Origin of the sequence: Trichococcus sp., assembly GCF_049684335.1 — a bacterium.
Taxonomy (GTDB): Bacteria; Bacillota; Bacilli; order Lactobacillales; family Aerococcaceae; genus Trichococcus.
Map to the genome: position 1 here is coordinate 15,189 of NZ_JBAVFV010000012.1, position 26,396 is coordinate 41,584.

General features: G+C 45.1%; 29 protein-coding genes. 6 read left to right on the forward strand and 23 right to left on the reverse strand.

Translation table 11 applies throughout. The features are described 5' to 3' along the window. Positions 1-147: 147 nt before the first annotated feature. The 9 genes from WBM30_RS02165 to WBM30_RS02205 all read right to left on the reverse strand — a co-directional run bounded on the left by WBM30_RS02165 (position 148) and on the right by WBM30_RS02205 (position 8,616). Entirely contained in the window at positions 148-411 is a 264-nt protein-coding gene (locus WBM30_RS02165) for a metal-sensitive transcriptional regulator (protein ID WP_084253961.1), read from the reverse strand. Then, a complete protein-coding gene (locus tag WBM30_RS02170; RefSeq protein ID WP_107994869.1) occupies positions 408-704 on the reverse strand; it encodes a rhodanese-like domain-containing protein in 297 nt (98 codons plus the stop codon). Before WBM30_RS02170 ends, WBM30_RS02165 begins: the two co-directional genes overlap by 4 nt. A 1-nt stretch (position 705) precedes the next feature. Then, positions 706-2,358, reverse strand: coding sequence for an FAD-dependent oxidoreductase (locus tag WBM30_RS02175; RefSeq protein WP_424899415.1), 1,653 nt, complete (start codon positions 2,356-2,358; stop codon positions 706-708). Beyond that, complete coding sequence (locus WBM30_RS02180; RefSeq protein ID WP_424899156.1) at positions 2,358-2,672, reverse strand: rhodanese-like domain-containing protein; 315 nt, start codon at positions 2,670-2,672, stop codon at positions 2,358-2,360. The genes WBM30_RS02175 and WBM30_RS02180 overlap by 1 nt, the downstream gene beginning before the upstream one ends. Before the next feature lie 193 nt (positions 2,673-2,865). Continuing rightward, on the reverse strand, positions 2,866-4,047 hold the full coding sequence (locus WBM30_RS02185; protein ID WP_424899157.1) for an aminotransferase class I/II-fold pyridoxal phosphate-dependent enzyme: 1,182 nt from the start codon (positions 4,045-4,047) through the stop codon (positions 2,866-2,868). Then, positions 4,044-4,526 (reverse strand): Lrp/AsnC family transcriptional regulator, encoded by a 483-nt coding sequence (locus WBM30_RS02190; RefSeq protein WP_424899416.1) that lies wholly within the window; start codon positions 4,524-4,526, stop codon positions 4,044-4,046. Before WBM30_RS02190 ends, WBM30_RS02185 begins: the two co-directional genes overlap by 4 nt. A gap of 233 nt (positions 4,527-4,759) precedes the next feature. Continuing rightward, on the reverse strand, positions 4,760-6,523 hold the full coding sequence (locus WBM30_RS02195; RefSeq protein ID WP_424899158.1) for a glycoside hydrolase family 3 protein: 1,764 nt from the start codon (positions 6,521-6,523) through the stop codon (positions 4,760-4,762). A gap of 367 nt (positions 6,524-6,890) precedes the next feature. After that, positions 6,891-7,265: a cytochrome b5 domain-containing protein gene (locus WBM30_RS02200; protein ID WP_424899159.1), complete on the reverse strand. Its 375-nt coding sequence runs from the start codon at positions 7,263-7,265 to the stop codon at positions 6,891-6,893. Positions 7,266-7,281: 16 nt separating this feature from the next. Further along, on the reverse strand, positions 7,282-8,616 hold the full coding sequence (locus tag WBM30_RS02205) for a ferredoxin reductase family protein (protein WP_424899160.1): 1,335 nt from the start codon (positions 8,614-8,616) through the stop codon (positions 7,282-7,284). A gap of 217 nt (positions 8,617-8,833) precedes the next feature. Between WBM30_RS02205 and WBM30_RS02210 the strand changes: the two genes are divergently transcribed. Then, positions 8,834-9,361, forward strand: coding sequence for an acyl-CoA thioesterase (locus tag WBM30_RS02210; RefSeq protein ID WP_424899161.1), 528 nt, complete (start codon positions 8,834-8,836; stop codon positions 9,359-9,361). 178 nt (positions 9,362-9,539) lie between these two features. Further along, positions 9,540-10,232 carry a poly-gamma-glutamate hydrolase family protein gene (locus WBM30_RS02215; RefSeq protein ID WP_424899162.1) on the forward strand — a complete coding sequence of 231 codons (693 nt, stop codon included), beginning with the start codon at positions 9,540-9,542 and terminating at the stop codon, positions 10,230-10,232. Between the two features lie 94 nt (positions 10,233-10,326). Here the strand turns inward: WBM30_RS02215 and WBM30_RS02220 are convergent, their stop codons facing one another. From WBM30_RS02220 to pgsB, 3 genes are read right to left on the reverse strand one after another with little or no spacing between them, the layout of a single operon-like run. Then, entirely contained in the window at positions 10,327-11,349 is a 1,023-nt protein-coding gene (locus WBM30_RS02220) for a CapA family protein (RefSeq protein WP_424899163.1), read from the reverse strand. A 16-nt stretch (positions 11,350-11,365) separates the two neighbouring features. Further along, positions 11,366-11,821: a poly-gamma-glutamate biosynthesis protein PgsC gene (gene pgsC, locus WBM30_RS02225; protein WP_424899164.1), complete on the reverse strand. Its 456-nt coding sequence runs from the start codon at positions 11,819-11,821 to the stop codon at positions 11,366-11,368. Further along, on the reverse strand, positions 11,788-12,999 hold the full coding sequence (gene pgsB / locus WBM30_RS02230) for a poly-gamma-glutamate synthase PgsB (RefSeq protein ID WP_424899165.1): 1,212 nt from the start codon (positions 12,997-12,999) through the stop codon (positions 11,788-11,790). Before pgsB ends, pgsC begins: the two co-directional genes overlap by 34 nt. A gap of 731 nt (positions 13,000-13,730) precedes the next feature. Here pgsB and WBM30_RS02235 point away from each other — a divergent pair. Genes WBM30_RS02235 through WBM30_RS02245 form a run of 3 tightly spaced genes read left to right on the forward strand, consistent with a single transcriptional unit; the run spans position 13,731 to position 15,848 of the window. Continuing rightward, complete coding sequence (locus WBM30_RS02235; RefSeq protein WP_424899166.1) at positions 13,731-13,970, forward strand: biotin/lipoyl-containing protein; 240 nt, start codon at positions 13,731-13,733, stop codon at positions 13,968-13,970. 18 nt (positions 13,971-13,988) lie between these two features. Continuing rightward, a complete protein-coding gene (gene lipA, locus WBM30_RS02240; RefSeq protein WP_424899167.1) occupies positions 13,989-14,846 on the forward strand; it encodes a lipoyl synthase in 858 nt (285 codons plus the stop codon). A 12-nt stretch (positions 14,847-14,858) separates the two neighbouring features. Then, positions 14,859-15,848, forward strand: a complete 990-nt coding sequence (locus WBM30_RS02245; RefSeq protein ID WP_424899169.1) for a lipoate--protein ligase — start codon at positions 14,859-14,861, stop codon at positions 15,846-15,848. Between the two features lie 108 nt (positions 15,849-15,956). Here WBM30_RS02245 and WBM30_RS02250 read toward each other — a convergent pair whose 3' ends face one another. The 11 genes from WBM30_RS02250 to WBM30_RS02300 form a co-directional block, all read right to left on the reverse strand. Continuing rightward, a complete protein-coding gene (locus tag WBM30_RS02250; RefSeq protein ID WP_424899170.1) occupies positions 15,957-16,781 on the reverse strand; it encodes a histidinol-phosphatase HisJ family protein in 825 nt (274 codons plus the stop codon). A gap of 133 nt (positions 16,782-16,914) precedes the next feature. Then, positions 16,915-18,309 carry an oxaloacetate decarboxylase subunit alpha gene (locus tag WBM30_RS02255; RefSeq protein ID WP_424899171.1) on the reverse strand — a complete coding sequence of 465 codons (1,395 nt, stop codon included), beginning with the start codon at positions 18,307-18,309 and terminating at the stop codon, positions 16,915-16,917. Further along, complete coding sequence (gene citX, locus WBM30_RS02260) at positions 18,302-18,859, reverse strand: citrate lyase holo-[acyl-carrier protein] synthase (protein ID WP_424899172.1); 558 nt, start codon at positions 18,857-18,859, stop codon at positions 18,302-18,304. Before citX ends, WBM30_RS02255 begins: the two co-directional genes overlap by 8 nt. Then, positions 18,852-20,384 carry a citrate lyase subunit alpha gene (citF, locus tag WBM30_RS02265; RefSeq protein ID WP_424899174.1) on the reverse strand — a complete coding sequence of 511 codons (1,533 nt, stop codon included), beginning with the start codon at positions 20,382-20,384 and terminating at the stop codon, positions 18,852-18,854. Before citF ends, citX begins: the two co-directional genes overlap by 8 nt. 2 nt (positions 20,385-20,386) lie before the next feature. Continuing rightward, the gene (citE, locus tag WBM30_RS02270) at positions 20,387-21,274 is read right to left on the reverse strand and encodes a citrate (pro-3S)-lyase subunit beta (protein ID WP_424201561.1); all 888 of its coding nucleotides are present in this window, start codon (positions 21,272-21,274) and stop codon (positions 20,387-20,389) included. Further along, entirely contained in the window at positions 21,262-21,570 is a 309-nt protein-coding gene (gene citD / locus WBM30_RS02275) for a citrate lyase acyl carrier protein (protein ID WP_086987251.1), read from the reverse strand. Before citD ends, citE begins: the two co-directional genes overlap by 13 nt. Beyond that, the gene (citC, locus tag WBM30_RS02280) at positions 21,560-22,585 is read right to left on the reverse strand and encodes a [citrate (pro-3S)-lyase] ligase (RefSeq protein ID WP_086626834.1); all 1,026 of its coding nucleotides are present in this window, start codon (positions 22,583-22,585) and stop codon (positions 21,560-21,562) included. Before citC ends, citD begins: the two co-directional genes overlap by 11 nt. Before the next feature lie 24 nt (positions 22,586-22,609). Further along, the gene (locus WBM30_RS02285; RefSeq protein ID WP_424899175.1) at positions 22,610-22,738 is read right to left on the reverse strand and encodes an OadG-related small transporter subunit; all 129 of its coding nucleotides are present in this window, start codon (positions 22,736-22,738) and stop codon (positions 22,610-22,612) included. A gap of 26 nt (positions 22,739-22,764) precedes the next feature. Further along, entirely contained in the window at positions 22,765-23,886 is a 1,122-nt protein-coding gene (locus WBM30_RS02290; protein WP_424899176.1) for a sodium ion-translocating decarboxylase subunit beta, read from the reverse strand. A 26-nt stretch (positions 23,887-23,912) separates the two neighbouring features. Next, a complete protein-coding gene (locus WBM30_RS02295) occupies positions 23,913-24,305 on the reverse strand; it encodes an acetyl-CoA carboxylase biotin carboxyl carrier protein subunit (RefSeq protein ID WP_424899177.1) in 393 nt (130 codons plus the stop codon). A gap of 16 nt (positions 24,306-24,321) precedes the next feature. Then, positions 24,322-24,648 (reverse strand): hypothetical protein, encoded by a 327-nt coding sequence (locus tag WBM30_RS02300; protein WP_424899178.1) that lies wholly within the window; start codon positions 24,646-24,648, stop codon positions 24,322-24,324. A gap of 399 nt (positions 24,649-25,047) precedes the next feature. On the opposite strand from WBM30_RS02300, the gene WBM30_RS02305 reads away from it, so the two are divergent. After that, complete coding sequence (locus WBM30_RS02305; protein ID WP_424899179.1) at positions 25,048-26,394, forward strand: CitMHS family transporter; 1,347 nt, start codon at positions 25,048-25,050, stop codon at positions 26,392-26,394. Positions 26,395-26,396: the final 2 nt, after the last annotated feature.

Here is a 26,396-nt window from a genome sequence, read left to right on the forward strand (position 1 = left end):
CTGGAAATCATCACGTTCTCTCGCAAATGCGTTCTGGTCTGCAGGGGTTTGCGCTTAAGCTGATAAGCGCACATGGTCAAAAAGCGACCACTTTGCGCTTGCCCTCTTAATGCTCCCCCCTACCGCAGACCATCACGCTCTCTCGTTCTATCGACTCTTAACCAATAGATTGATTGCTTGTTGTACGCTTTCTTCTTTCGAAATGTTGTCTTTTTCCTGGTCATTCACGCAGGCGACCAGATTTTCCGCAACGATGATGCCCATTGCGCGGTCGATGCTTGATCGGACTGCGGATAATTGCGTCACGACATCGGAACAGTTCTTTCCGTCTTCCATCATGGCAAGGATGCCACGCATTTGTCCTTCCGCGCGCTTAATGCGGTTGATTATATTTTTGTTGTATTGGTTCACACAACCTCACCCCTCCAGGCCGAAATGCCTCCCATTACGTTCGTTACTTTGTAGCCTTTTGAAGCAAGATATTGGCAAGCTGCAGTTGAGCGAGCACCGCTCAGGCACATAACATAGTAATTTTCATCCTTATCCAGTTGATCCACAGTGTCTTCTAAGCCGCTCAAAGGCATAGAGATGGCACCGTCAACGTGTGCATGTGCAAATTCGTCATCTTCACGTACGTCCACTAGTTTGACAGGAGTTTTTTTCCATAATTGTTCGAATTCCGGCATTGTAATTGATTGATACATATTATTTTACCACCTTTTCTGGTCTGACGGTTGCATATAAGCTGAATGCACCATCTAAATTTTTGACTGTAAATCCATTTTGCTTCAAGATACGTTCAGCGATGTAACTGCGCAAACCGCTGAGACAGCTGACGATGATCGGTGTTTCTTTCGATAATTCCCCGATACGTGCGCGCAAATCGTCGACAGGGATATTGATGGCACCCTTCAAGGAGCCTAGTCTTGCGATTTCGCCCTCACCGCGGACATCCAACAGTTGGTAGCCTGCTTCTTGCATCTTTTCCAATTCATACCATTGGATGGATTCAGAAATGCCTTCAATGATGTTCATGGCTGCGTATCCGGCCATATTGACTGGATCTTTGGCTGAACCGAACGGAGGTGCGTATGTGAATTCCAATTCCGGCAAATCATGGACCGTCAAATTGCCTTTGATTGCTGTAGCGATGATGTCGATGCGTTTATCTACGCCATCCGCTCCGATAGCTTGCGCTCCGTAAATTTCACCGGTTGTCGGATGGAAAATCAATTTCAGGACGATTGCTGATGCATTCGGATAATATCCGGCATGGCTCTTACCTTGGATATGCACGACTGCGTATTCTTTGCCCGACAACTGCAATTGGCGTTCGTTCAGACCTGTGGAAGCGCCGGCCAGACCGAATACACGCACGATTGCGGTACCGATGCTGCCTTTATTTTTTCTGTTCAAGCCGCTGATGACATCGGCTACCTGGCGTCCTTGACGGTTCGCTGGCGAAGCCAAAGCGATCATCGTATCTTCACCAGTGATTTGTTGTTTCACGATGATTGCATCACCGACTGCGTAGATGTCTTTTTTGCTTGTTTCATAATTTTCATCGACCAGAATACCGCCGCGCATGCCTGTTTCGATACCCGCAGCGATTGCTAGGCTGTTCTCAGGTTGGACGCCGACTGACATGATCGTCAAATCGCTTTCCAGTGTCACGCCGTTTTCAAGGACGATTGTTTTGCCTTCATTTTGGAAAGCCGTAGCCGCAACGCCTGTATACAGCGTGACGCCGTTCGCTTTCAATTCATCCGCCAGGTAAGCAGCCATTTCTTCATCGAATGGAGGCAAGACATGCGGTGCTTTTTCGACGATCGTTACAGCCAAACCACGGTGCGCCAAACTTTCAGCCATTTCAAGACCAATGAATCCCGCTCCGATGACGACCGCTTTTTTCGGTTTGTGCTCAAGGATGAAACCTGTGACAGCATCCACATCCGGTACATTGCGCATTGTGAAGATATTTTTGGCTTCGGACAGACCTTCTGCTGGCGGTACGAATGGTTTTGCTCCTGGGGATAAAATGACTTTATCGTAAGCCAGTTGGTATTCGCCATCTTTAGAGCGGACTGTCACTTCTTTTTTATCCGGATCGATTGCGGTCGCTTCGCTGAAAGGACGGACATCCAAGTCAAAACGTGCGCGCAATTGCTCAGGGGTTTGGACCAATAGATCACTGCGTTCTTGTATATCGCCTGATACATAGTAAGGCAAGCCACAGTTCGCAAAGGAAACGAAAGGTCCTTTTTCCAATACAATGATTTCTGCATCTTCATTCAATCTTCTCAAACGTGTTGCAGCGGACATACCGCCTGCCACTCCACCGATAATAACAATTTTCATCATAGTTTTCCTCCTCTTGTAGGGCCTGACCATGCGGACATGCCGCCTTTGACATTGACTACATCGTAGCCTTTGGATTTTAAGATAGTTGCTGCACGTTTGCTGCGACCGCCTGATTGGCAAATCACATAAACCTTACCCTTAGGGGTATATGTCTCCGCTTTTCGCAACGGAACATTTTTTGCGCCCGGAATATGTCCTGCGATGAATTCGTTCGGTTCACGGACATCGATTATTTGTGGTTTTTCGGTTAAGTTGGCTTCCAATTCCTTAGTGGATACGGAAGGCATACTGTTGAATAAATTAAATAGCATACTTGGCTCCTTTTTCGTAAGTAGTATCAATCGCTTATGAACCTATAATACCCCATAGGGTATATTTTGTAAACCATTTTTATTCAAAATTTTTTAAAATGTTCAAATAGCCTGATACATAGCCATTTCCGCAGCCATCGATCAAAAAAGACCGCAAAAGTTGCGTAGGGACGCAACTCTGCAGTCTTTCTTCTTATTGATTGCTTTTATTCTCTGCACGTAGGCGTTCGATAAAGCTTTTTATGTGTTTGAAGGCTTCTTTCAGCTCTTCGATTGAATAAGCGTAGGAAATACGGATGAATCCCTCTCCGCTCTCTCCGAAGGCTGTGCCTGGCACAACGGCCACTTTTTCCTCCAGAACCAAACGTGTAGCGAACTCTTCCGAAGTCAAACCGAATTCGGTTATGTTTGGGAAGATATAAAAGGCGCCATACGGTACAAAACACGGTAAGTCCAAATCTTTTAGGACTTTCAGTAGATAACGGCGACGTTGATTGTAACTTTCACGCATCTCAGCTACATTGTCATCACAGTTCCTCAATGCAACAATGCCGGCGTACTGACTTGTCGTCGGTGCGGCCATGATGGCGAATTGATGAATTTTGATCATCTGTTCCATAATGATCGGCGGAGCAGTTGCGTAGCCCAGACGCCAACCGGTCATCGCATACCCTTTCGAAAAGCCATTGATGTACACGGTCCGTTCCTTCATTCCCGGCAAAGCGGCAATGCTGAAGTGATTTCCATTGTAGGAAAGTTCACTATAGATTTCATCGGTAATGACGAATAGATCGTTTGCGATGATGACTTCAGCGATTGCTTCCAAGTCCTCTTTGGACATAACGGCCCCAGTCGGATTGTTGGGATAAGAAAGAATCAGTACTTTTGTTTTCGGAGTTATCGCCGCTTCCAGTTCTTCTTTCGTCAAACGAAATTGATTCTTCTCCTGCAACGGGATAGCGACGGGAACCCCGTCAGCCAATACGATGCACGGAAGATAGGAAACATAGCATGGCTCCGCGTAGACGACCTCGTCGCCCGGATCCAACATGGCCCGCAAAGCCAAATCGATGGCTTCGCTTCCACCCACCGTAACGACGGTTTCATCTTCGGGGGAATAGTGCAGATTGTAGCGGCGTTCCAGATAGCGGCAGATTTCCTGGCGCAGTTCGGCCAAACCGGCATTGGCAGTATAAAAGGTACGCCCTTTTTGAAGGGTATACATGCCTTCATCACGCACAATCCAAGGGGTGTCAAAATCGGGCTCGCCAACCCCCAACGAGATCACTCCAGGTATCTCATTCGCAATATCAAAAAATCTCCGGATGCCGGAAGGTTTGATTTCGCGCACCTTAGCATTTATCGGATTTCTCATGGAGTCAGCACCATCCGTTTGTCTTCACCCTCATCCACGAACAGCGTGCCGTGATCTTTATAACGTTTCAATACGAAATGGGTAGTGGTTGATTGAACTTCATCGATGACTGAAAGGCGTTTCGCTACAAACAAAGCAATCTCCTTCATCGGCGCTTTCTTCAGTTGCACCATAAAATCAAAACCACCGGACATCAGGAAAACAGTCTCCACTTCCGGAAATTGGTAGACTTTTTCCGCGATACGGTCGAAGCCGGACCCTCTTTGCGGGTTTACGCGCAGCTCGATGATGGCAGAAACTTCGTCATCGCCGGTCTTGTCCCAGTTGATCAGGGTATGGTACCCGCAGATGATTTTGTCCGCTTCCAGTTCTTTCACGGCAATCGCCACTTCTTCTGTGGCTACACCCAACATGACTGCGACTTCTTCATCAGTCAGCTTGTTGTTCTTTTCAATAATTTTCAGGATTTTTTCCTTCAATTCGTTATTCATCGTTTTGCCTCCTCTGGCTGTACGCATTCGGGCCATTTTCAGGCTCTATTATTCATTATTTGATAAATGAAATTTCTTTCATTTTATCACCACTAACAGGCACTTGCAAATAAGTTTTCGGGAATATTGGCTGGTGGGATGGCGCATCTGTACTGGAATAAAAGCAAAAAAAAACTCCACAGGCTCGCGAAGTGCGAACTTGTGAAGTTTTCTCTTAACGATTAATAACGCGTATCCAGGAATCCGCAGAATGCGTCAACTGGAGAAACGCCAGTGAATTCGGAACGACCAACCATTTTGTTGACAAGGGCTTGCAAGGTGAAGTCTTTGCTGTCATATGTGTTGATGTATGTTTGTACTTGCGGCACGTCAGCCAAGTGGTTTGGTGCGTTTACAGAAACAAAGATAGTAGGTATTTCATGAATATAGAAAGGAATATCAGGTGTTCCTTTCGAAGCAGGCCATTGGATGCGTTGATCCGTATTCGGTTGTACCGATGCTACATTTATGATCAAGTCGTAGGCTGCAATCAAATCTTTAATTGGACGTTTTTGAGCATATACGTTCATCACAGCGGCCGCTCTTTCTTCTTCTGGTAATTTGTTGATTCTTTCTTCGGTAGATTCCCAGATAGAAACTTCGAAGCCTTCAGCTTCCAGGATACCTTTCAAGGTATCAACAGGGCGAACAGCTTCGCCGCCGATCATTGCGCCGAATCCGCCTTTATGGCCTTCAACGTTAACCAACAAGACCCGTTTTGTCTTTTCTGGTGAGATCGGGAAGATATTTTGGTTGTTTTTGACCAAGGTGATCGCTTTGTCGGCAACATCAACTGCGATTGCTTTGTTTTCCGGCAAGCCGATTTTAGCCATCGCTTCTTCTTTTGATGGCAAGATTTCGGTTTTCGCTTTTTTGTGTAGGCCTAAAGCAGCTTTAGTACCTAAGATACGCGTCAACGCTTCTTCCAAACGATCATCCGTGATGACGCCGTTGTTGTAGCCATCCAACATCCATTGGAAATCTTCATCTGGATCATTAAAGAATAGGAATAAATCAGAACCTGCTGCAATAGCCGTAGGCAGCATGTCTTGACGTTTCATCGCTGAAGTCATCGCAACCATGTGGCTAGCGTCGGTAACAACTAGACCATTGAAGCCCATTTTATCGCGAAGAAGATCTGTAAGAATATATTTATTCAATGTAGCGGGTAAAATTTGTTCTTGAACTGTCGCTTCAGGTTTGAAGTGTTTAACATACTCAGGCAAAGAGATATGCCCTGCCATGATGGATGGTAAGCCTGCTTCAAACAGCGTTCCGTAAACTTTGCCAAAAGTATCATCCCATTCTTCAGTTGAATATGGGTTAACACTAAATGATAAATGTTGATCGCGTTCATCAATTCCGTCACCAGGAAAATGTTTTGCTGCTGGTGCGATACCGCTCTCTTGAATCCCTTTCATATACGCTAATGACATTTCGATGGTTTTGTCCACGTCGCCACTCCACGTACGCGTTGCGATGATCGGGTTACGCCAGTTACGGTTGATATCCACGATAGGTGCAAAACTCCAGTTACAGCCGATAGCAGCAGCTTCAACTCCGGAAACACGCCCCATTTCGTATGCATATTTCGCATCATTTGTAGCCGCAATTTTCACTTCAACACCTACATACGTGCCATCCGTACACGCACCATTGCCTCCTGCCTCTGTGTTGGCAGCAATCAACAAAGGAATTTTGCTGTTTTCCTGCAGAATTTTGTTTTGTAAATATACTTCTTCTGACTTACCTGGATTGTAGCGGACTCCGCCGATATGATAATTATTCAATACGCCAGTCAGATATTCCTCCGTGCGCTCTGATCCCATATTGATGAACAGTTGTCCGATTTTCTCTTCGACAGACATGCCTGCAATCGTATCTTTGACCCATTTGATTCCCTCTGCATCCAAGTTATATGGTTTAGTAGTTAAATCGACTCTCATGATTTGTCCCCTCTCAAATAGTTCTGGAACAGATCGATACCAGCGCGTTGGCGTCAGCACCGTCTTTCCTACAAGAACAAGTATAGGCATTTTACCAAAAAAAATGAAGGCACTTTCACCCAATTTTTGAAAGGTTCGGATTCTGTTCAAAATTGAATCATTAGACAAAAGTAGTTAACGGCAAGCCCTTTACGGCCTCAAAAATCGCTCTGTGAAGCCATTTCAATCGATAAAAAAATGCATTAAAAAGTCCCAACGTACAAAAAGCAAGCCTTGTCGGAGTGTCATTTTTTTGTCACAGTATCCGATCAACAAGAAAAGGAGCGCTCCAGACGGAAGGCTCCTTTTCTCTCAAATAATGTAAAAATCACTCGACTAACTCGCCGACGATCGGCAGTTCCTCAAGAACCTTTTTGCCGTGAGGCGACTGGTTGGTGATTTCTTCCGTCAGTTCATTGCCGGCAGTCAAGCCCATTTTGTGTTCTCCGTTTTTCCAAGCTTCCACGTTTGTGACGTCGTAGACTACCCCATCGACGGCTACATAAGCCGGCTGTCCATTTTTACCGTTGTATTGGCTGAGTTCTTCGAGCGTGAAGGTCCGCATTTCTTCAGCTGAACTGCTGACCGATACAGTTTCGGAACTCGTTGCTGCGCTATCTTCTACTGTGGCAGGCGCACATGCGACCAACAACAAGCCGGCTAACCCTGCTTGCAGTATCATACTCATTTTTTTTCTGGACATGTTGTATCCTCCTTCATCATAAACCAAATGTTTCATAATGGATGCGGCCTTTGGACACGCCTTTTTTAAACAAAGCTGCTTCGATTGCATTCATGAATGGCGGCGGTCCACATAACAAGTATTCTGTAGCCTCAAATCGGATTTCATTATCCTGGAGAATCTTCTCGATTTTTACTTCATCCAGGAAGCCGCTCTCATTGGAAAAGAATGGCACCAAACGGAAATCAGGGAGCCTGTCCTTCAACGATTGGAGCTTATCGGTAAAACCATATTCATCCCGATTTTTCAGGCTCCAGACCAGTACCGTCCTGTTCGGAAATTTTAGGCGGGCGCTGTTTTCCAATATTCCCAGCATTGGCGTGATCCCGATGCCTCCCGCAAACATGACCATACTCACCGCTTTATCGTGCATCCCTTCCTGAACATGCCACATACCGCCATGAGGGCCTTCAAGCGACGCTTTGACTCCCGGCTGCAGCGTTTGGAACCGGTGCGTGTAATCCCCGGAATCCTTGATGGCCAGTGCGACCTCATCCCGATCCTGCGGGGCACTGATCAGCGAGAAAGGATGCTCTTCCGATGAATACTGCGCGTCATAGAGGCGCAGGAAGACAAACTGTCCGGCTTGGTAAGGGAATACTTCGCCATTGTCCGGCTTCAGATGGACTTCCAGGACATTGCCGTTTTCCGGTTTTGTGGCAGTGACGGTGAACAGGTTTTTCTTGAGTCTGGTGGGTTTGAGGAATTTGTGGTTGACGTACAGGCCAAACGCCAAAACAAAATAGCCTCCGAGAATGGCGGCAGAAAGGTAGTCTCCCTGCACGATCACGGTCATGGTCAAGACATGGATAGCCAAAAAAGTGGCGGCGATTATGTTGAAATTATGGACGAATTTCATCTTCTCGTAGTTGGCGATGGGATATTTTTTGAGGGTTGTTTTGGCTGTTTTGACGATTTTTTTTCGTCCGAACCAGTTCGTCAGGATGAGGGCAGAAAGGACGGCGATGGTCAAAAAAAAGATGATGGCCAAGTCCCCGAAAATGGTCGAATAGCGGTATACCCAGCCCCAGAGAACCGTTACCCATAATTTATGGGTGACCCCGATAGACAAGGCGACGACGGCCATGATGGCATGGAATCGATTCAGCTTGTCCAAGCTGAAGTATTGTTCGATGAACCTCGGACGGGATGCGATGATGACTCCCATCAAAAGCCAAGTATAGGACACAATTCCCAGAAAAGGCGGGCCTGCGGAAAGGAAGCTCCTGTTCCTGAGTGCGACTGCGGCGATAAGTACAGGGAGAAGGATATAAGCGACAACAATCAGCATGCGCATCAGTTTTCTGTTCATTACTGAGACCTCTTTTCTTCTGCTGGTTTCGGAGGACAGATGCAAGAAGCGTTTCTTACCCAAAGGAAACGCATCTCTTGTGTCCATTTTATAACGTTATGCAAACGGATACAAACCAGAAGCCTCGACCGACAAAATGCAAAAGCAATCGGAAGACACTTCTGAAGCCAAAAGCTGTGATACAATGAAAAAAATAATCCAAACAAGGAATGATAATATGGACCATACAAAAAAAGAACTGACATGCAACCAGACGCGGAACGTACGCACTGCGTTCGTGTCCTACAGCGAATTGAACGATAAAGATACCCTGTTCGGCGGCGAAATCATGTCGCACTTCGACTCAGCCTGCGGCAGGGCCGTGTTCAATTTCGTCAAACGGCCTTCCTTCACTGCGACTGTCGATTTGGTCGCTTTTATCCAACCCGTCCGGAAAAATGAGGCCATCTACGTGGAGGCTTATGTTTCCGGCTGCGGGAACACATCTGTGGAAGCCTTCGCCAAGCTGACCGCCACGGATGTACGCACAGGCGAAAGCCGCATCTGCGCCTACGCCTTCCTGACTTTCGTCATCACCGACAGCTCGGATCCCGACTTTATGATGCCGCTGATCCAGCCCGAGTCGGCAGAAGAAAAGATGATCTGTTCCGGCTACGAGGAACGCAGAATCAACAATCTGGTCAAACGCAACCAGAACAGCCGACTGCTTTCCGGCCTTTCCACCAAACAGATTTGGGATGCCTGAATCGATTTGACAAATAAATAAACTGCCCCATAATAATTCATATCGGATTCTCATTGGGTAGTTTTCGTATATAATGGAAGCAAATACAGAAGTATGACTACATGAAAAAATCTGATGCATCTTGATTTTCCAACCTTTTATTTATAGCATGGAATCCTTTTGCAGAGGGGGGGCGCTGGTGAAGAAATTTTTAGGTTTAATCGCGATGAGCGGACTGCTCGTCATCGCCCTTTTTCCCGGGAACGACTATTCGGACATCGAAACAGAGAATGGCGGATCCTATGAGGATTACAGCGAACTTGCTGATGAACGGGCTGAGGGCGTCGATTATGAAATCATTTCAAGAAAAACCGATTCTGATTTGGCTGTCATCGCCATTCACGGCGGATCCATTGAGCCGGGAACAAGCGAATTGGCGGATGCCATCGCGGGGGATGACTATGACTTCTACACCTTCTATGGCATTATGGGCAGCGATAATTTGTCCTTGCGCATAACGTCCACCAATTTTGACGAACCGATTGCGCGGGCTTTGGTCCAGGAATCTGATCGTACCTTATCCATCCATGGTTTTGCAGGTTCAAGCGAACTCACTTATGTTGGGGGCCGTGATAAAGAATTGGTCGCTCAGCTCAAGAAAGGTCTGACGGCAGCAGGTTTTGAAGTAGCGGATGCACCGATGAAGCTTGCAGCCACCGATGATTGGAATATTTGCAATAACAATACCCGTAAAGCAGGGGCACAGATTGAAATATCTTCTTCGCAGCGGCTAAAGCTATTCGAGAGTCTTGATGAGGCAGGTCGAGAAACAACGACAAGCGCCTTCGAGGCCTATACAACCGCCATTGAAACGTCACTTGCAGCCCATTAATAATAGTGCAGGCAGGTCAGTCCTTATAAAATAAGGGCTGACCTGCCTGTTTTCTGTACAGATTTTTTTTATAACTTGCCGAGGTAAGTCAGGATCAATCCAGTTCGACATTCAATATGCCTCCCTCGATTGACCATGATGAATCCTCGGGCAGTTCAGATGTTAGGATTTTGAAAATATTATAGCGTGTAAGGACTTCAAAGATGCCCAAAGCCGGCTCTGGACGACCAAATGCCAAATTCAACGGTATCACCTTCAGCGAAGAACCATTTTGTCCAATGACGTATTGTACAAGGGCGCTCTCATTCGTGGCCGAATAAACTTCTCCGTGCAGAAAATTTCCCAGACTGTACAGAATGACCGTGTCATTATAGATTTCGATAGGCTTCAGGACCTCCGTATTATGTCCGACAATGATATCCGCCCCCGCGTCACTGATTGCTTCGGCTATCCGTCTGTCTTCGGTTTCGACAGAGGAGGAGTACTGCTCTTCCCAATTTAAATGGACAATAACGAGATCTGCATCGCGGTGCGCCTCTCCTATCACCTTCAGGGTAGTGGCATACCGCGATTCATTTATGCCAATTGTCGCCATTTTGATTCCATTGATCTCCTGATAGATGATTTTCACTGTGGCGGCCGCATCCTGGCCGACGTGTGTAATGTTTTTTTCATCCAGTATTTCCAGTGTATTCGCCATTTGAACGGCTGAGGCAGAAAACTCTGAGTCATTGAAGATATTCACCGTTGAGATGTTAAAATCTTTCAACAATGTGGTTTCTTTGTCTGTCGTCAGGCCGATGATATTTCCGGCGACATAATCGGATGTTCCAAGGTAACTATCGAGATGCCTGCTGAATTCTTTGTCCCTGCCTTTCGCAACGACCGTTTCATAATAGGCATTAAACGCCACGTCCCCTACAAAACTTCCTGTGAACGTATTCCGCGCATCTTCATGCACTGGAGTTTTCTGGCCCAGAAAGTAGTTCCAGACAGGGAACAAAATCAAAAGAAAAAGCAGCACGACCGTGGCAAGCAGCGTATGGCGCGTAGTATTTTTTTTGTGTTTTTTCATGAAAAGAAGGGATTTCATTTTGAACGTCATTTTTTTATCCATACAGAATCACCTCACATTACTGGAAGAAGGCATTATACCCATACAAAACGAAATAAGTCGTAGCACTCACCAGCAATGTGCTGGTCATGGTATGGACAAAACCTTGGCGTTGAATCGTGTTCGCAATGATCCCGGGAATGATGACGCCGATTCCACTTATTTCGTATATTTCATAGGGTATGTACGGTACGAGGTAGTCAAGTAACAGCTTGATGAGGATCCCCACCGTGATCATCGCAACAAATTTTCGACGACCATACAGAATGACGAAACGTGAGACGACATGTGTCACAATCAAGTATGTCAAGCAACTGATGAATAATATCCCCAAGATTGCATAGGGATGATTGAACATCAAGGCGAAATACCCGGCTACAACCAAACCCGCCGGCAATATCCCGGTTATTTCCGTATAAAGCAAGCTAAGAAAGGTGCCAATTATAATGGCGATGTATAATTCTGTCCCGTACATAATTTTTCCCCCTCGGGTTTAACACGCAGTAACGCCTCGATGAATTCCTCAGCAGTGCCATGAATGTTACCGACTCCGAATATCACTTTCCCAGCAATCCGCACTTCCACTTCTTTGTAGATGGCGAACCCATCCTCCCCTTTAAAAGTAATGAATTCTTCAGTGATAATCATGCCTTTATGATAGGCATCGCGTACCGGTTTTGTCCCCTCACCCATACAAATGAAGAGTTCAGCTGGCATAAGGGGCAAAACATCTTCAGCAAACTGCATCGTGCGATCCATGCGATCTTGCCGACAGTTCATGATGACCGCTACCTTATCGTTTGGATACCCCAAGTCCTTTACCCTCTGCCAGATAGCCAAGGTGGAGGTTGCATCGTTGGCAGCAAAAGCATTGACAAAATAGGTGTCCTCCCCCAAAACATTGATTGTATGTATTTTTAATATACCCGGATCCGGATTGGCTCTCAGCATGCCTCTCCATGCGTCAGCCTCAGACACATCCAGAGCTTTGGCCAATGCCAAAGCGAGAGCCACATTCTCCGGGAATACGACATAGCTGAATGCTTTCAGTTGGTCCTCGTTGATCTGAGCCGTATCGGCTACAATGATTTCCGTTCTGCGCTCTTCCGCGATATTTCTGAAATACTGCTCGTAAGGACCTGTTGCGATGATCAACTTTCCATCATAGGGTATGGTGGCCGTGAATGCCTCGGCTACATTATCCAAGGTTGGGCCCATCACTTCCATGTGGTCCTCTACCACATTGACGATGACGCCAATATTCGCCTGCATTAATTGTTCCTGGAAAACGATCTGGTAATCTGGATTGACCGCCATGCATTCACTGACCAGGGCATCCGCTCCCAGTTTGACAGCATATGCCGTCACTTTTTTTTGTTCACTAATATTGGCACCTTCGGGTCTTCTTTCAATCGCTAATTCTTCATCGTTGTTCCAAAATATCATGCGGGCAGCCGTCCCCGTTGTTTTCCCAACAACCTTGTAGCCACCCTCAGCCAATACCCCCGTCATCAGCCGCGTCACAGTCGATTTGCCTCGGATACCATTTACAACAATGCGAACGGGTATCGCGTCAATATTTTTTTGATTCTGGGCTTTTTCACGTGCGCCAAGCATCAAAAAAAGGACAGAAAATGCAATAATAACTATCATATAGGATCCCTTCTTGGACGATGTGACATTCGTTGATTGGATTCAGCTGCGGAAAATCATGGTTGTGGTTATTGGAATGGGTTGTTGAATTACCAGTGACCGTACAGTCTTATTTACCCCTCATTATACTACAAAGAATAGAAAGCAGTGATTCGGAACACCTTGATGGCAGCCAAACTATTCGCTGCAAAAAATATAAGCTCCGTCATCAGAAAATATACTTACAGCCGGCATGGAAGGCGACAGAATATGATAGACTGGAAATGATAAAAACAAGCTAAGGATGATACTATGACACAGTCAAGAAAGACGCTGACATGCAACCAGACACTGCCAACGGGTGCTCACCCCCTGATCAAACACCTTGAATATCTGTATTATTATTCAGCGATTTTCACCGTTTTCGAATCGGCAAAAATCAAATACATCCTTACTGGATGGAATTCCGGCGCAAGTATTCTGACATACCTTTTGCCGCCGAGCCAAAGTAAGAATAAAATGAACACCTCCTGTCCTCTCCATTAGTATAATGGCGAAGATGGGAGGTGTTCAGCATATTTATCATTCTTCGCCATCCCCCCTTGAATTAAGCTGAGCGAACCGTTAAAATGATAAAGTGGTTAAAATATTATCTTATCCCTAACCCGGATGCAATGTTTTCAAACGAAACGAAAACTGTACCATTCCAAAATTATCACTGTGTACGCTAAAAAAGAAATGGAGGAACACTCATGCAGCAAACGGTAACGATGCCGAAAATTAACCCGAAAAGCGATGAAGTCATTTTTGGAATCTGGACGAAAAGCGTTGGAGATACAATCGCAGCTGGCGAAGTATTATTCGAGGTTGAAACAGATAAGGTCGTCAGCGAAGTCGAGAGTAATTTTAACGGCGTGCTTGTAGAAACCTTGGTCAAGGAAAATGATGCCGTCCAAACCGGTGAAGCTATCGCTATTATCGACATACTCTAAACATCAGGAGGAATGATTTTGGAAACAAAACCACAATGGTTCAAAGTGCGCTATAACCCAGAAGCCGTTGAAAAAGTAACGCAATTAATGGATGAACTCGAATTGAATACTGTGTGCAATGAAGCCAGCTGTCCAAACATGGGCGAATGCTACAGCAGCGGTACGGCAACCTTTATGATTTTGGGGCGCATTTGCACGCGCAGTTGTCGTTTTTGCGATGTTACCCATGGCAGGCCAGGCCCTGTCAACGAAAATGAGCCTCAGCAACTGGCTCAAGCAGTCAAAAAAATGGGATTGGAATATGTCGTGATCACAAGCGTCGACCGCGATGATTTACCGGATTACGGGGCTGGTCACTTCGCAGAAGTCATCGAAGAAGTTCGCAAACAGAATCCACACACGATGATCGAAGTGCTGACACCCGACTTCCAGGGAGACCAGTTGGCGATCGATAAAGTCATTGCGGCAAAACCAGACGTGTTTAACCATAACATGGAAAGCGTGCGCCGCATTTCACCGAAAATCCGTCACCGCGCCACTTACGATTGTTCTTTGGACGTACTGGCATATGTCAAAAAACAAGATCCCAGTATTTTGACAAAAACGGGCATTATGCTTGGCTTAGGCGAAACCGCCAATGAAATCAATGAATTGATGGATGATTTACGTGCAGTCGATGTGGACTTTTTGACGATCGGCCAGTACTCACAACCTTCTCCGAAACATTATCCGTTGCATGAATATGTCCCCGTGGAAACTTTTGCTGAATACCAACGGACAGGCATGGCGAAAAAATTCAAATATGTAGCTAGTTCACCGCTTGTGCGAAGCTCTTACCGTGCCCGTGCCGCTGTCGAATCCGCTCATACCCAATAAGGAGGGAAATTAATGTATACGATTTCATGCGAGGAACGGGATGCCGCTTTCTACTTTGCCTTGGAAGAATACTGCATAACAAACTTCCCGGCAGAGGCGGACGCCCTGTTTTTACTTTGGCAGACGCGCCCTACCGTGATGCTGGGAAAATACCAGAATGCGTTCAAGGAAATTGATTCAGCCTACATCGAGGCTGAATCAATCGATGTTGTCCGGCGTCCTTCCGGCGGTGGTGCCATTTACACCGATGGAGGGTGCTACCAATACAGCTTCATCGTGGATGGCCAAAATCAAGCCATAGATTTCGAACCTTATATGGAGAGAATTATCCATACCCTGCAGACGCTTGGTATTCCAGCAGAGCGGAACAGCCGGAACGATATCGCCATCCACGGTCAAAAAATATCGGGAAATGCCCAATATATGAAGGCGGGCTTTACCGTCCATCATGGGACCCTCCTATTCGATACGAATATCGATCATATGGCGGCTGCCTTGAAGGTCGATCCCGAAAAACTGCGCAGCAAGGGCGTTGATTCGGTACGTGAACGCACCGCCCTTATCACCGACCATGTAGCACCTACGACTGAACGCAACTGGTTTGCTGACGAATTTCGCCGGAACATCTTGGGCCAGGAAGCGAACATCCTTGAACTCACTCCGGAACAGTACGATGCCGTGCAGAAGCTTGCCGAACAAAAATATCGCCGTTGGGAATGGAACTATGGCCAGTCACGGGAAGCTAACTTCAGTGTTACCGGCCGATTGCCCGGGGGACGCATAGAAATCGCTCTCCAGCTCGATCATTACGTCATCCAGGACTGTCAAATTTCCGGTGACTTCTTCAGTTCGATTGACATCGATACGCTCGAGTCCGCCCTGCGCGGTTCCCGTTTCGACAAATCAGATGTAACAAACCGTTTAACGCCAGTATTGTCTGAAGGGCAGCTGTACTGCATCACAACAAACGATATCGTGGCACTGTTGTTCCCGGAAGCATAAGTTTATTCCTGTCCGATAAAGGACAATGTTCTTAAGCCAATGAACTAAAAAAAAAACGAAAATGCTCAAACGAGTATTTTCGTTTTTTTTTACTTAAAATTGTTGCTCCTATAGTTCATGGAAAATCGGCTGCATGCCTTCGAAGGTGCAGTACTGTTCATACCCCAAAGCCTTCAATTCCAACTTGGTATCTTCGATATATGCTCCTAGGTGGTGCTTTTCATGGCTGTCGCTGCCGATCGTCACGATCCTGCCACCCAAGTCCTTGTAGAGCCTCAAAATGGCTCTTGATGGCGTCAGATCCTTCAGGCCATATCTGTGCGAGGACGTATTCACTTCGATCCCTTTGCCGTCTTGGATGACCTGCTTCAGAATTTCGGCGATGATCTCCTTCACCGCTTCGAATGGGTAATCGCCTTGCATGTCGTAGCGCTTGATCAGATCAAGGTGCCCCAGCACACTGTAGTCTTTGTAGCGGGAGATGACATCCAGGATTTCTTGATAGTAACTATCGTTGTATTCTTTTTGTGTTTTCCCGTTCTGGAAGTCCTGGGTCCAAAATTCTTTGTCTCCGACCTGATGGCAGGAAAGGATCACAAAATCCAGTGCATAACGATCGTAGAGCTTTTGGAAATCGTTGATGGTATGGACTTGCATGCCGAATTCCAAGCCCGCCCGGATGGCGATGTTTTCTGCATACTTTTCCTTCAAGCGGTCCAGTTCTTCAAAATAGGCAGGATACTCGACGTTCAGGATCTTCCCGATTTTTTCTTCTTCCGTCAGTTTTTCCGGATCGACCTTGATACCGTAATCGACGTGATCAGTGAAGCAGATCTCCGCCATCCCCAATCCGATGGCATCCGTTACGACGTCTTCCATCGGGTACACGGAATCGTCGCTGTAATACGTATGGACATGATAATCGCAGAACATTTTAGCCCTCCTCTTTCCCGCCGACAAACTCGGCTTATCGGCTGTGTATACATCCATTTTAACATCCGCCGCACAAAAAAACTTCAAGCGAACCGATTAGGGTTGGCTTGAAGTTTTTTGGATCACTCTAGGATTATTGTACGTCGATTGAAACATCGATTGTTTGTACTGGAACATCGTAGAATCTGTCTTCTCTGCGTCCCAGGAAGTCTTTTGCTTGTTGCGGGAACAAAGCGTACATCAAGACGTCTTCTGTGGATTTAGCGTATTGTTTGATCTCTTTTTCAAATTTAGGCATTTGCGGCAAGATCAGATCGGCAGGTCTCACAGTTGTGATGCCTTCGTTGCCAATGATTTTTTTCGTGATTTCTGCAGAAATCGCTACTGGCGGTTTGCCGTATTGACCTCTTACATATTCCTTGATTTCGTTAGGCACAAGTTTGTAGCGCTCGCCTGAGATGACGTTCATCAAGGCTTGCGTACCGACCATTTGCGATAACGGTGTAACCAATGGAGGGTAGCCTAAGTCCGCACGCACTTTCGGAACTTCTGCCAATACATCGTCATATTTGTCCTGTAGGCCTTGTTCAGTCAGTTGGCTCAACAAGTTGGAAAGCATGCCACCTGGTACTTGGTACAGCAATGTTTTCGGCTCGACGTCCTTCACTTTAGGGTTCAGGATGCCGTCGTTGCGGAAACGATCCCGGATCGGTGCAAAATGATCGGCGATTTCTGCAAGTTTGTTCATGTCAAGACCCGTGTTGTAGCCCAGACCTTCCAAAGCGATTGCAACGGATTCCGTAGCTGGTTGGCTTGTGCCACCAGCAAACGGGGAGATAGCTGTGTCGATGATATCAGCACCGGCTTCAACAGCCTTCAGGTACGTCATTTCAGCAATGCCGCTTGTCGCATGGGTGTGGACTTCCAAGGGCAAATCAACGGCTGCTTTTATTTTGCTTACCAATTCAAAAGCGACAGCTGGCGTCAAAACGCCGGCCATATCCTTGATGCAGATGGAATCTGCGCCCATTTTAGCCATTTCCTTCGTCAAACCGACGAAATAGTCAACTGTGTGGAATTCGCTGGTTGTATAAGAAATTGCTGTCTGGCAATGGCCGCCAGCTTTTTTGGTGATATCGATGGCTGTCTTCAGGTTGCGCAAGTCATTCAATGCATCGAAGACACGCACAACATCGATTCCGTTTTCGATCGATTTTTCGACAAATGCGCTGACGACATCATCGGAATAGTGTTTGTATCCCAATAGGTTCTGGCCACGCAAAAGCATCTGCAGTTTTGCATGTTTGACTTCTTTACGGATCGTGCGCAGACGTTCCCAAGGATCCTCATTCAAATAACGGATACAAGAGTCAAAGGTAGCCCCTCCCCACATTTCGATGGAGTGGTAGCCGGCTTCATCCATGGTTTTGATGATCGGCAACATATCTGATAGTGGCATACGTGTTGCAATCAAACTTTGTTGACCATCACGCAAGACCGTTTCCATAAAACGGATTTCTTTAGTCATGTAATTGGTCACTTCCTTCTTGTATTATTTTAGAAATGGCATCTTGCATTTCTTCAATGGTGTGGCGACGGCTGCGTCCGCAATCTTTTGCGTCACGATTGCAGATGAAGCAACGTCTCGTGTTCAACCCTAATTTGGTTCGGCTGATGCTCTTCAGATCATTGCCTTCCATCCAAAGAACATCCAGGTCAAACAATCGCCCGAAAGGATGCGTTTCTTCGATCATTACCATTTTTTCCTTCAGTTGTGCAGGCGTCAATGACGAAAGGAAAAAGTATTCCGCACCTGTCTTCAGGTTCCGGTAGAGGGAAGCTTGCGGCAGATCATTGCCCAACACTTCTTCTATGCGTTCCAGAACCTCAGTAAAGACAGCTTCCAACTGTTGATTGTTTTTTATCGGGCCTGGGATATTCATGAGTGCCATCAAGAGGCTGTCCTCTTTCTGGCTGCTCAATAATTCCCGTTGGATGGCGACACGTTTTTCACGCACCGCCAACATTTCTGCTAAAGTGACGCGTTCTCCTTCAGTAAAAAGGGTTGTACTAGACATTTTTTACCACATCGATTATCGTGCCATCACGGTATTCGATTAAAGCAACTACTTTGTTTCCGTATTCAATAGGTTCTGGTGCTCCTACTACAGAATATGCAATGTCTTTTAATTGTTCAATTGTAAATTGAGGAACATCAAGATTACTGAAGTGTTCAATTAAATCTTTACGTTCAGGATTGATAGCAATACCAACTTCGGTAACAACTACATCTACACTAGCACCTGGTGTAACGACAGTATTTACTGTATCAACAATTGTTGGGATACGTCCACGAATAAGTGGTGAAATAACCAAACTCATTTTACATGCTGCACTTGTATCTGAGTGTCCGCCTGAAGCGCCACGAATAACACCATCAGAACCTGTTATAACATTCACGTTAAAGTCGGTATCGATTTCTAGCGCAGATAAAATAGCTGTATCCAATTGATTGATGACAGCGCCTTTGCTTAATGGAGAAGCATACATGTTTGCATCAATTTCATAATGGTTCGCATTTTTTCCTAAAGAAACAGCAGATGGATGGTCAAAATCTTGCACGTCGATGATTTTTCCAACAAGTCCTTCTTCAAGCAATTCTACCATTGCGTTAGTAATACCACCTAAAGCAAAGCTAGCTTTGATACCATCTTCAATCATAGAATCTCTCAAGAAGCGCGTTACAGCAAGAGATGCTCCACCGGTACCTGTTTGGAAAGAGAAACCTTGTTTATAATAAGGAGAATTAATGATTACTTTAGAAGCATATTCTGCAATCAATAGTTCTTTAGGGTTTTTAGTGAACCGTGTTGCCCCTTTAGCAATTCCTTCAGGATCGCCAATTGCATCAACGACAACAACATAATCAACATCTGTTTGAGGAATACTGATTGGTGTGTTTGGATAAGGCATCAATGAGTCAGTAATAGCGACAACTTTATCAGCATACTTTGCATCTACCATAGCGTAGCCTAAAGATCCGCACGTTGTTTTTCCTGATGTTCCATTCACATTTCCATATTCATCAGAACTTGGAGCACCTAAGAAAGCAACATCGATATGGATATCTCCACGGACGATTGCTCTGGCACGCCCACCATGAGAGCGAATCACAACAGGGTTTTCCATGATACCTTGGGAAATAGCTGCCCCAACTTTATCACGTAATCCGCTTGATGTAATGTTTGTCACAACACCTGATTTAATATGTCCAATTAATGGTTCATGAACATTTGCAATGGAGCTTGGTGCGATAGAAATGTTTTTGAAACCCATTTTAGCAATTTGATCCATAACCATGTTCATTACGAAGTCGCCTTCGCGGAAATGATGGTGAAAAGAAATTGTCATGCCGTCTTTAAGTCCTGTTTTTTCAATCGCTTCACGAATGCTACCTAACATCTTTTTGTCGGTAGGCTTTACAGGATGAAGTTTACGAGTAGACTCTTCGTAATCAGCGATGTTTGCTAATTCCCCGTCATAAACACCGTATTGTTGAGCAAATACTTCAGGAATGTCTTTTCCAACTTTATTGATGGCCATTATTAAATTTCCTCCTCGTTAATCAGTTTAGCCGCTTTGGCCAATGCAATAACGCGTTGTGCACGTTCAACAATTGGTTTGTCAACCATCTTACCCTTCAATGAGATAACGCCGGAACCTTTTTCTTCTGCTTCTCTGATTGCCCAGATAACTTCTTTTGCATTTTGAATTTCTTTTTCTGTTGGTGCGTAAATCTTGTTCACGATTGGAATTTGACGAGGATTAATAACAGATTTACCATCAAAACCAAGTTGTTTAACAAGTTCAACTTCTCTGGAGAAGCCCTGTACATTGTCAACGTCAGAGTAAACTGTATCAATAGCAGCAATTCCAGCTGCACGAGCAGCATGAAGAATGTAGCTTCTTGCGAAGAACAATTCTTGTCCGTCAGGGTAGCGTTTTGTTTTCATGTTTGTTACGTAGTCTTCTGCGCCTAATGCAATCCCGATTAAACGAGTAGATGCTTTTGCGATTTCACGAGCATTCAATGTACCTTCAGCAGATTCGATGGCTGCCATCATTTTAGTTGTTCCGATTTCGATACCATATTTTGTTTCGACTTCAGTGATTACTTCATCTACATCAATGATATCTTGAGCAGTTTCTGTTTTTGGGAGTCTGATAACATTTACGCCAGCCAAAACTACAGCTTCAATGTCTAGTTTTCCAACAGTGTCTAAACTATTGATACGTACAACTGTTTCTGATTTGCTGTAATCAAATGTTTTCAATGCAAAATGCACCAATGTGCGGGCTGAATCTTTTTCTTTCAGAGAAACAGCGTCCTCCAAGTCAAACATGATTGAATCAGCACCATACAGGGGGGCATCCCTAAGCATTGCAGCATTTGCGCCAGGGACAAACATCATCGTTCTTCTTAAACGTTCCATGTGTCCATCTCCTTCCAGTTGTAGTCGTCGTTTTCAGCAGCACGATGAATGGCTGTTACTGTACGCGCTTCGATCGTGCAATCCAATGCACCTTTGTCAACAGCGGATACTTTCGCGCTTGTGATGCCCAGATTTTTAAGTGTTGCGATGATGACTTCCTCGATACGATCGCCATATTGTTTTTCCACGCTTGAATCCAGTGTCACTGCAACTTCATTGTTATCACTAGGTTCAACGACGATCATGATGTCACTTGATTCAGTCGTTCCCGCTACTGCATATTTTTTAATTTCCACTTTTTTCACCCCTATTAATTTTTCCATAATTTTCTATTAAATACAAATACGTTGTTGCTGGTACAAGTTTTTTAATTGTTTGAAAATCATCTTCTTTCAATGCTTTTCGTACACGTGTAGCACTGATGACCTGTCCATCCAGTTCGATCCGGGGAACGACTGTCAGGGCAAGGGTATCAGAAAAAATCTCACGCATACTCTCGTTATATACCTCTGTAACGGGGGATAATGGTTCTTCCCCTACAAAGCGCGTTTTGATCTGGAGAGCAGGCGCGATCCTCTCCTTGAACAAGGTTGCATCCAGCGTTGCCTGTACGCGGGCTATGCTTTCTACTGCCTGATCCTTCAGAAAGTAGGATGGGAAAGTAGCGGATGACACTTGATAATCCCTTGTCGGGAGAATGACCACATTTGGAAGGTGCTGTGTGCCCGCCTTGACAAGCTTTGATCGCTCTTCCGTCGAAAATTCGGAGCGATCATCGGACAGGACAAAAAGATAGAGAACATCAACTTGAGCAGCAGCCGTTTCGACTAAGTACAAATGACCTTTAGTGAACGGATTCGCATTCATTACGATGGCTCCCGCATGATCGGCATCCCTCTTGCGGCTCTCTAGCAAGGCCAAGTAGTCCGAAAAATCAGGAGATCCTTGTTCCATAAAGAGAATCGTGTTTGTGCGGATGATCTCTTTAAAGCCAAGGGACGCAAACGAAATCGCCACGCAGGGTTTCGTGTACAAAAAGAAGTGGATAATGCCCTCATCGTGAAGCTTGGAAGATAAAGCCATCACGATTTTTGTCAATAAATTTTCGCTTTGATACTCAGGATCGACAGCGACTAGTTTGATGATATTTTGATAAGTCGATCCGGTAGCGACTAATTTGTTTCGGTCATAGAGGCCTACTGTATAGTCGACTTGCTCGTCCGGGACAAGTCCGCCTAAGAACAATAAATCCTCCCAAGCTTTTTTGTCCGCTGGAACACGCGTTATCCAGATTCTTTTCAGTTCATACATAGGTAAGCCTTCTTTTTTTTATTTTTAGGCTGGAAAACGTTTGATCAGTACAATCGATACTGCATACAGGAGGAATAGGACTAGGAAGATGCCGCCCATACCGAAAATCATTAATTCAAATGCAATTTTTAAAGCTTCTGGATCATATACCATAATAATTCTCCTTTCAATGAACCTTCTTAACTAAAGAAGGCAAGTACTAAACCACCAGCGATAACAGATGCAATTTGTCCGGATACGTTCGCACCGACCGCATACATCAAGATAAAGTTTTGAGGATCTTCGTCAGTAGCCATTTTTTGGATTACACGGCTTGACATCGGGAATGCGGAAATACCGGCTCCACCGATCATCGGATTAATTTTTTCAGTTCTGAACAAGTTCAGCAGTTTTGCAAACAACACGCCGCCGATTGTGTCCATGATGAAGGCAACCAAACCGAAAGCGATGATCATCAATGTTTGGAAATTCAAGAACAAATCAGCCTGCATTTTGACGGAAATCGTAAGGCCCAACAGGATACTGATGATGTTTACCAATTCGTTTTGTGCAGTCAATGACAGTCTGTCCAACACGCCACATTCGCGCAACAAGTTACCGAACATCAGGAAACCTACCAACGGAAGGGAAATTGGTGCGATAAAACCGGCTACGATTGAAATGATGATCGGGAAAAGAATTTTTGTCATTTTAGATACGCCTTCCGCTTTGTAAGTCATGCGGATGCGGCGTTCTGCTTTGGTAGTGACAGCTTTGATCGCGATCGGTTGGATGATCGGAACAAGCGCCATATAGGAATAAGCGGCAACCGTGATAGGTCCTAGTAGATTAGGCGCCAACTGGTTGGATACGAAGATGGCTGTTGGGCCATCAGCAGCTCCGATGATACCGATTGAAGCGGCTTCTCTGATATCGAATCCGAAGAAGATAGCGACAACGATTGTAAAGAAGATACCGAATTGAGCGGCAGCTCCGAATAATAACATGAATGGGTTTTGCAACAGCGGACCGAAATCGATCATGGCACCGATACCGATGAAAATCAGTAACGGGAACAGCTCTGTGCTGATACCTGCTTCGAAGAGAACATCCAAAACGCCCTCTGATTCAGATCCGTTGACCATTTGGGTCAGAACGCCTGTCCCTGGGAAGTTGACCAAGATGGTACCAAGTCCCATAGGCACTAGTAATGTAGGTTCGTACTCTTTCTTTATCCCTAAATAAATCAGGGTGGCTCCGATAAGCATCATCACGATTTGGCCCATCGTAATGGATGTAATTCCTGCTAATAATGTCTCCATTTATTCACTTCCTCCTAATAAAATAATTATGCGATGGTGATTAATGCATCGCCGGCATTTACGACTTGACCTTGGTTCACATGAATTCCAGCTACTTTACCAGCATGGTTTGCAACAACTTCATTTTCCATCTTCATTGCTTCAAGGATCATCAATGGTTGGTTTTCTTTTACTTCATCTCCGATATTCACTAACAGTCTTAGGATCGTTCCTGGCATTGGGGACGTCATTGCATCTCCTGAAGCCGCTGAAACTGGCGCTGCAGCCGGTGCTGGTGCTGCTTGTTCTGCTGGTGCCGCTACTGGAGCTGCCGGTGCTGCTGCAACTGGTACTTGAACCGGTTGTTGCACGCCGCCGATTTCTTCCATTTCTACTAAGTATTCCTTACCATCGATTGCAATCTTGAATTTTCTTAACATTTATAATTCCTCCTTATTATTTAACCTGACTTATTTTTTTTACGACAAATTTACTTTCAGGCATAGTGCCTGCCGCAATACTTGCGGAAATCAGCGAAACAAGATGAGCCTCGGGATTACGCTTCATAATATTCTTTACCACAAACTGCGATTTAGGATGATCTCCTGCAGCGATTGCTGTCGCTATGACACTGACTAATTCATATTCATTCGGATCAGTGGGTATAAAAGCCGGAATTTCAATCAGGTCATTCACGGGTGCACTTGCTGAAACAGTTACTGGCGGTACTGGCTTAGGCGCTATTGTGTCCTTTTTCCCAAAGAAACCTTTGAAAAAAATCATTTTCTCACGTCCTTTCTATGGATTTAATCCCATTATAGAAATTTCTCTCATTAAAAACAGGTCATTACGCCTGTTTTATTGTTTTTTTTATGTTCTCAAAAACGACCAAACACTACAAACGTTGTCAAATCAACGTTTACAGGCATTTAAGACTTTTTTAATATTTGGTTAAGCCGCATTTAAGAAAGCGTTTCAATTCGCGTGTGTTTTTCGTGTTTTTTTAAAGTAACGGCTTTCAATTGACTTGAAAAGTAACTATTATTGCTCTTAGAGAGACAGCCCAAACAACTTCGGGTTTTTTAAATTAGAAGAAATGTGAATCGATTCACTTACTTATTTAAATACAGAAGCGGTCAGGCACTCTCAAAAAAAATTTTTATAGTCGGAAGGAGAAAAAAAATGTTACTTACAGTATTAGCTTATGGAATGATCGCAGTGTTCATGTTTGCGATTATGAAGAAAAAATTATCACCATTCACCTCATTAGTCATCATCCCACTTATTTTCACGCTCATTGCAATGGTAGCGGGTGTTGCCGAAAAAGGAAATATCGGAGATTTTATTTTAGATGGGGTTACCACCACTTCTAAAACAGGGATCATGTTATTGTTCGCTATTCTTTATTTCTCAATCATGTTGGATGCCGGTCTATTCGACCCTATCACTAAAAAAATGATCCACTTCGCTAAAGGCGATCCGATGAAAGTATTGATGGCAACAGCTGTCGTTGCTGCCACTGTTTCCCTGAATGGTGATGGAACGACAACAACTTTGATTTGTTGTTCTGCTTTCATTCCTATCTATAAGAAGTTAAATATGAACATGATGAATCTCGGTGTGTTGGTCATTCTGCAAAACACAATCATGAACTTGCTTCCTTGGGGCGGTCCTACTGCTCGAGCTATGGCTGTTTTGGAAGTCGATGCAAGCATCCTTTCTTATCTTGCTCCGGGTATGGTTCTAGCTTTACTTTATGTAACTTTCTGGGTTGCTCCTCACATGGGCCGCAAAGAACGCGCTCGTCTAGGCATAACGATATTATCCGATGCTGAAATTGATGAAATGACGACTGTGACGGATCCTGAAACATTAGAAATTCGTCGTCCAAAAAACTTCGCTTTCAACGGTATTGTAACTATCCTTTTGATTGCTTGGTTGATTGCTGGATCATTTATCGAAGCTATTGCTTTGCCGCCATTGATGTTGTTCTTGATCGGTACTTGTATCGCTTTGATGGTCAACTATCCTGTCCTTAAAGATCAATCTTCCCGTATCGGCGCAAACGGCGGCGATGCTGTACAAGTTGTTATCTTAGTTCTAGCAGCTGGTGTCTTCATGGGCTTGTTCCAAGGCTCTGGTATGGCAACCGCATTAGCGAACAGCTTCACACAAGTTATCCCTAAACAATTGGCAGGTTTCTGGGGAATCGTGATTGCCCTGATTTCTGCGCCAGGTGCGTTCTTCATCTCCAATGACGGATTCTACTTCGGTGTATTGCCAGTATTGGCAGAAGCAGGTCGCTCTTATGGCTTTACAAACATGCAAATGGCTGTAGCCTCTCTAATGGGACAAGCGTTCCACTTACTGAGCCCATTAGTAGCATTCATCTACCTGTTACTTCGTTTGACTGGTTTGGATATGGGTGCTTGGCAAAAAGAAGCTGCAAAATATGCGCTTGGTGTTTTCATTATTTTTGTAGTAACAATCGTATTGTTCGGCGGAATGCCGCTTTACATCCCACAATAAAG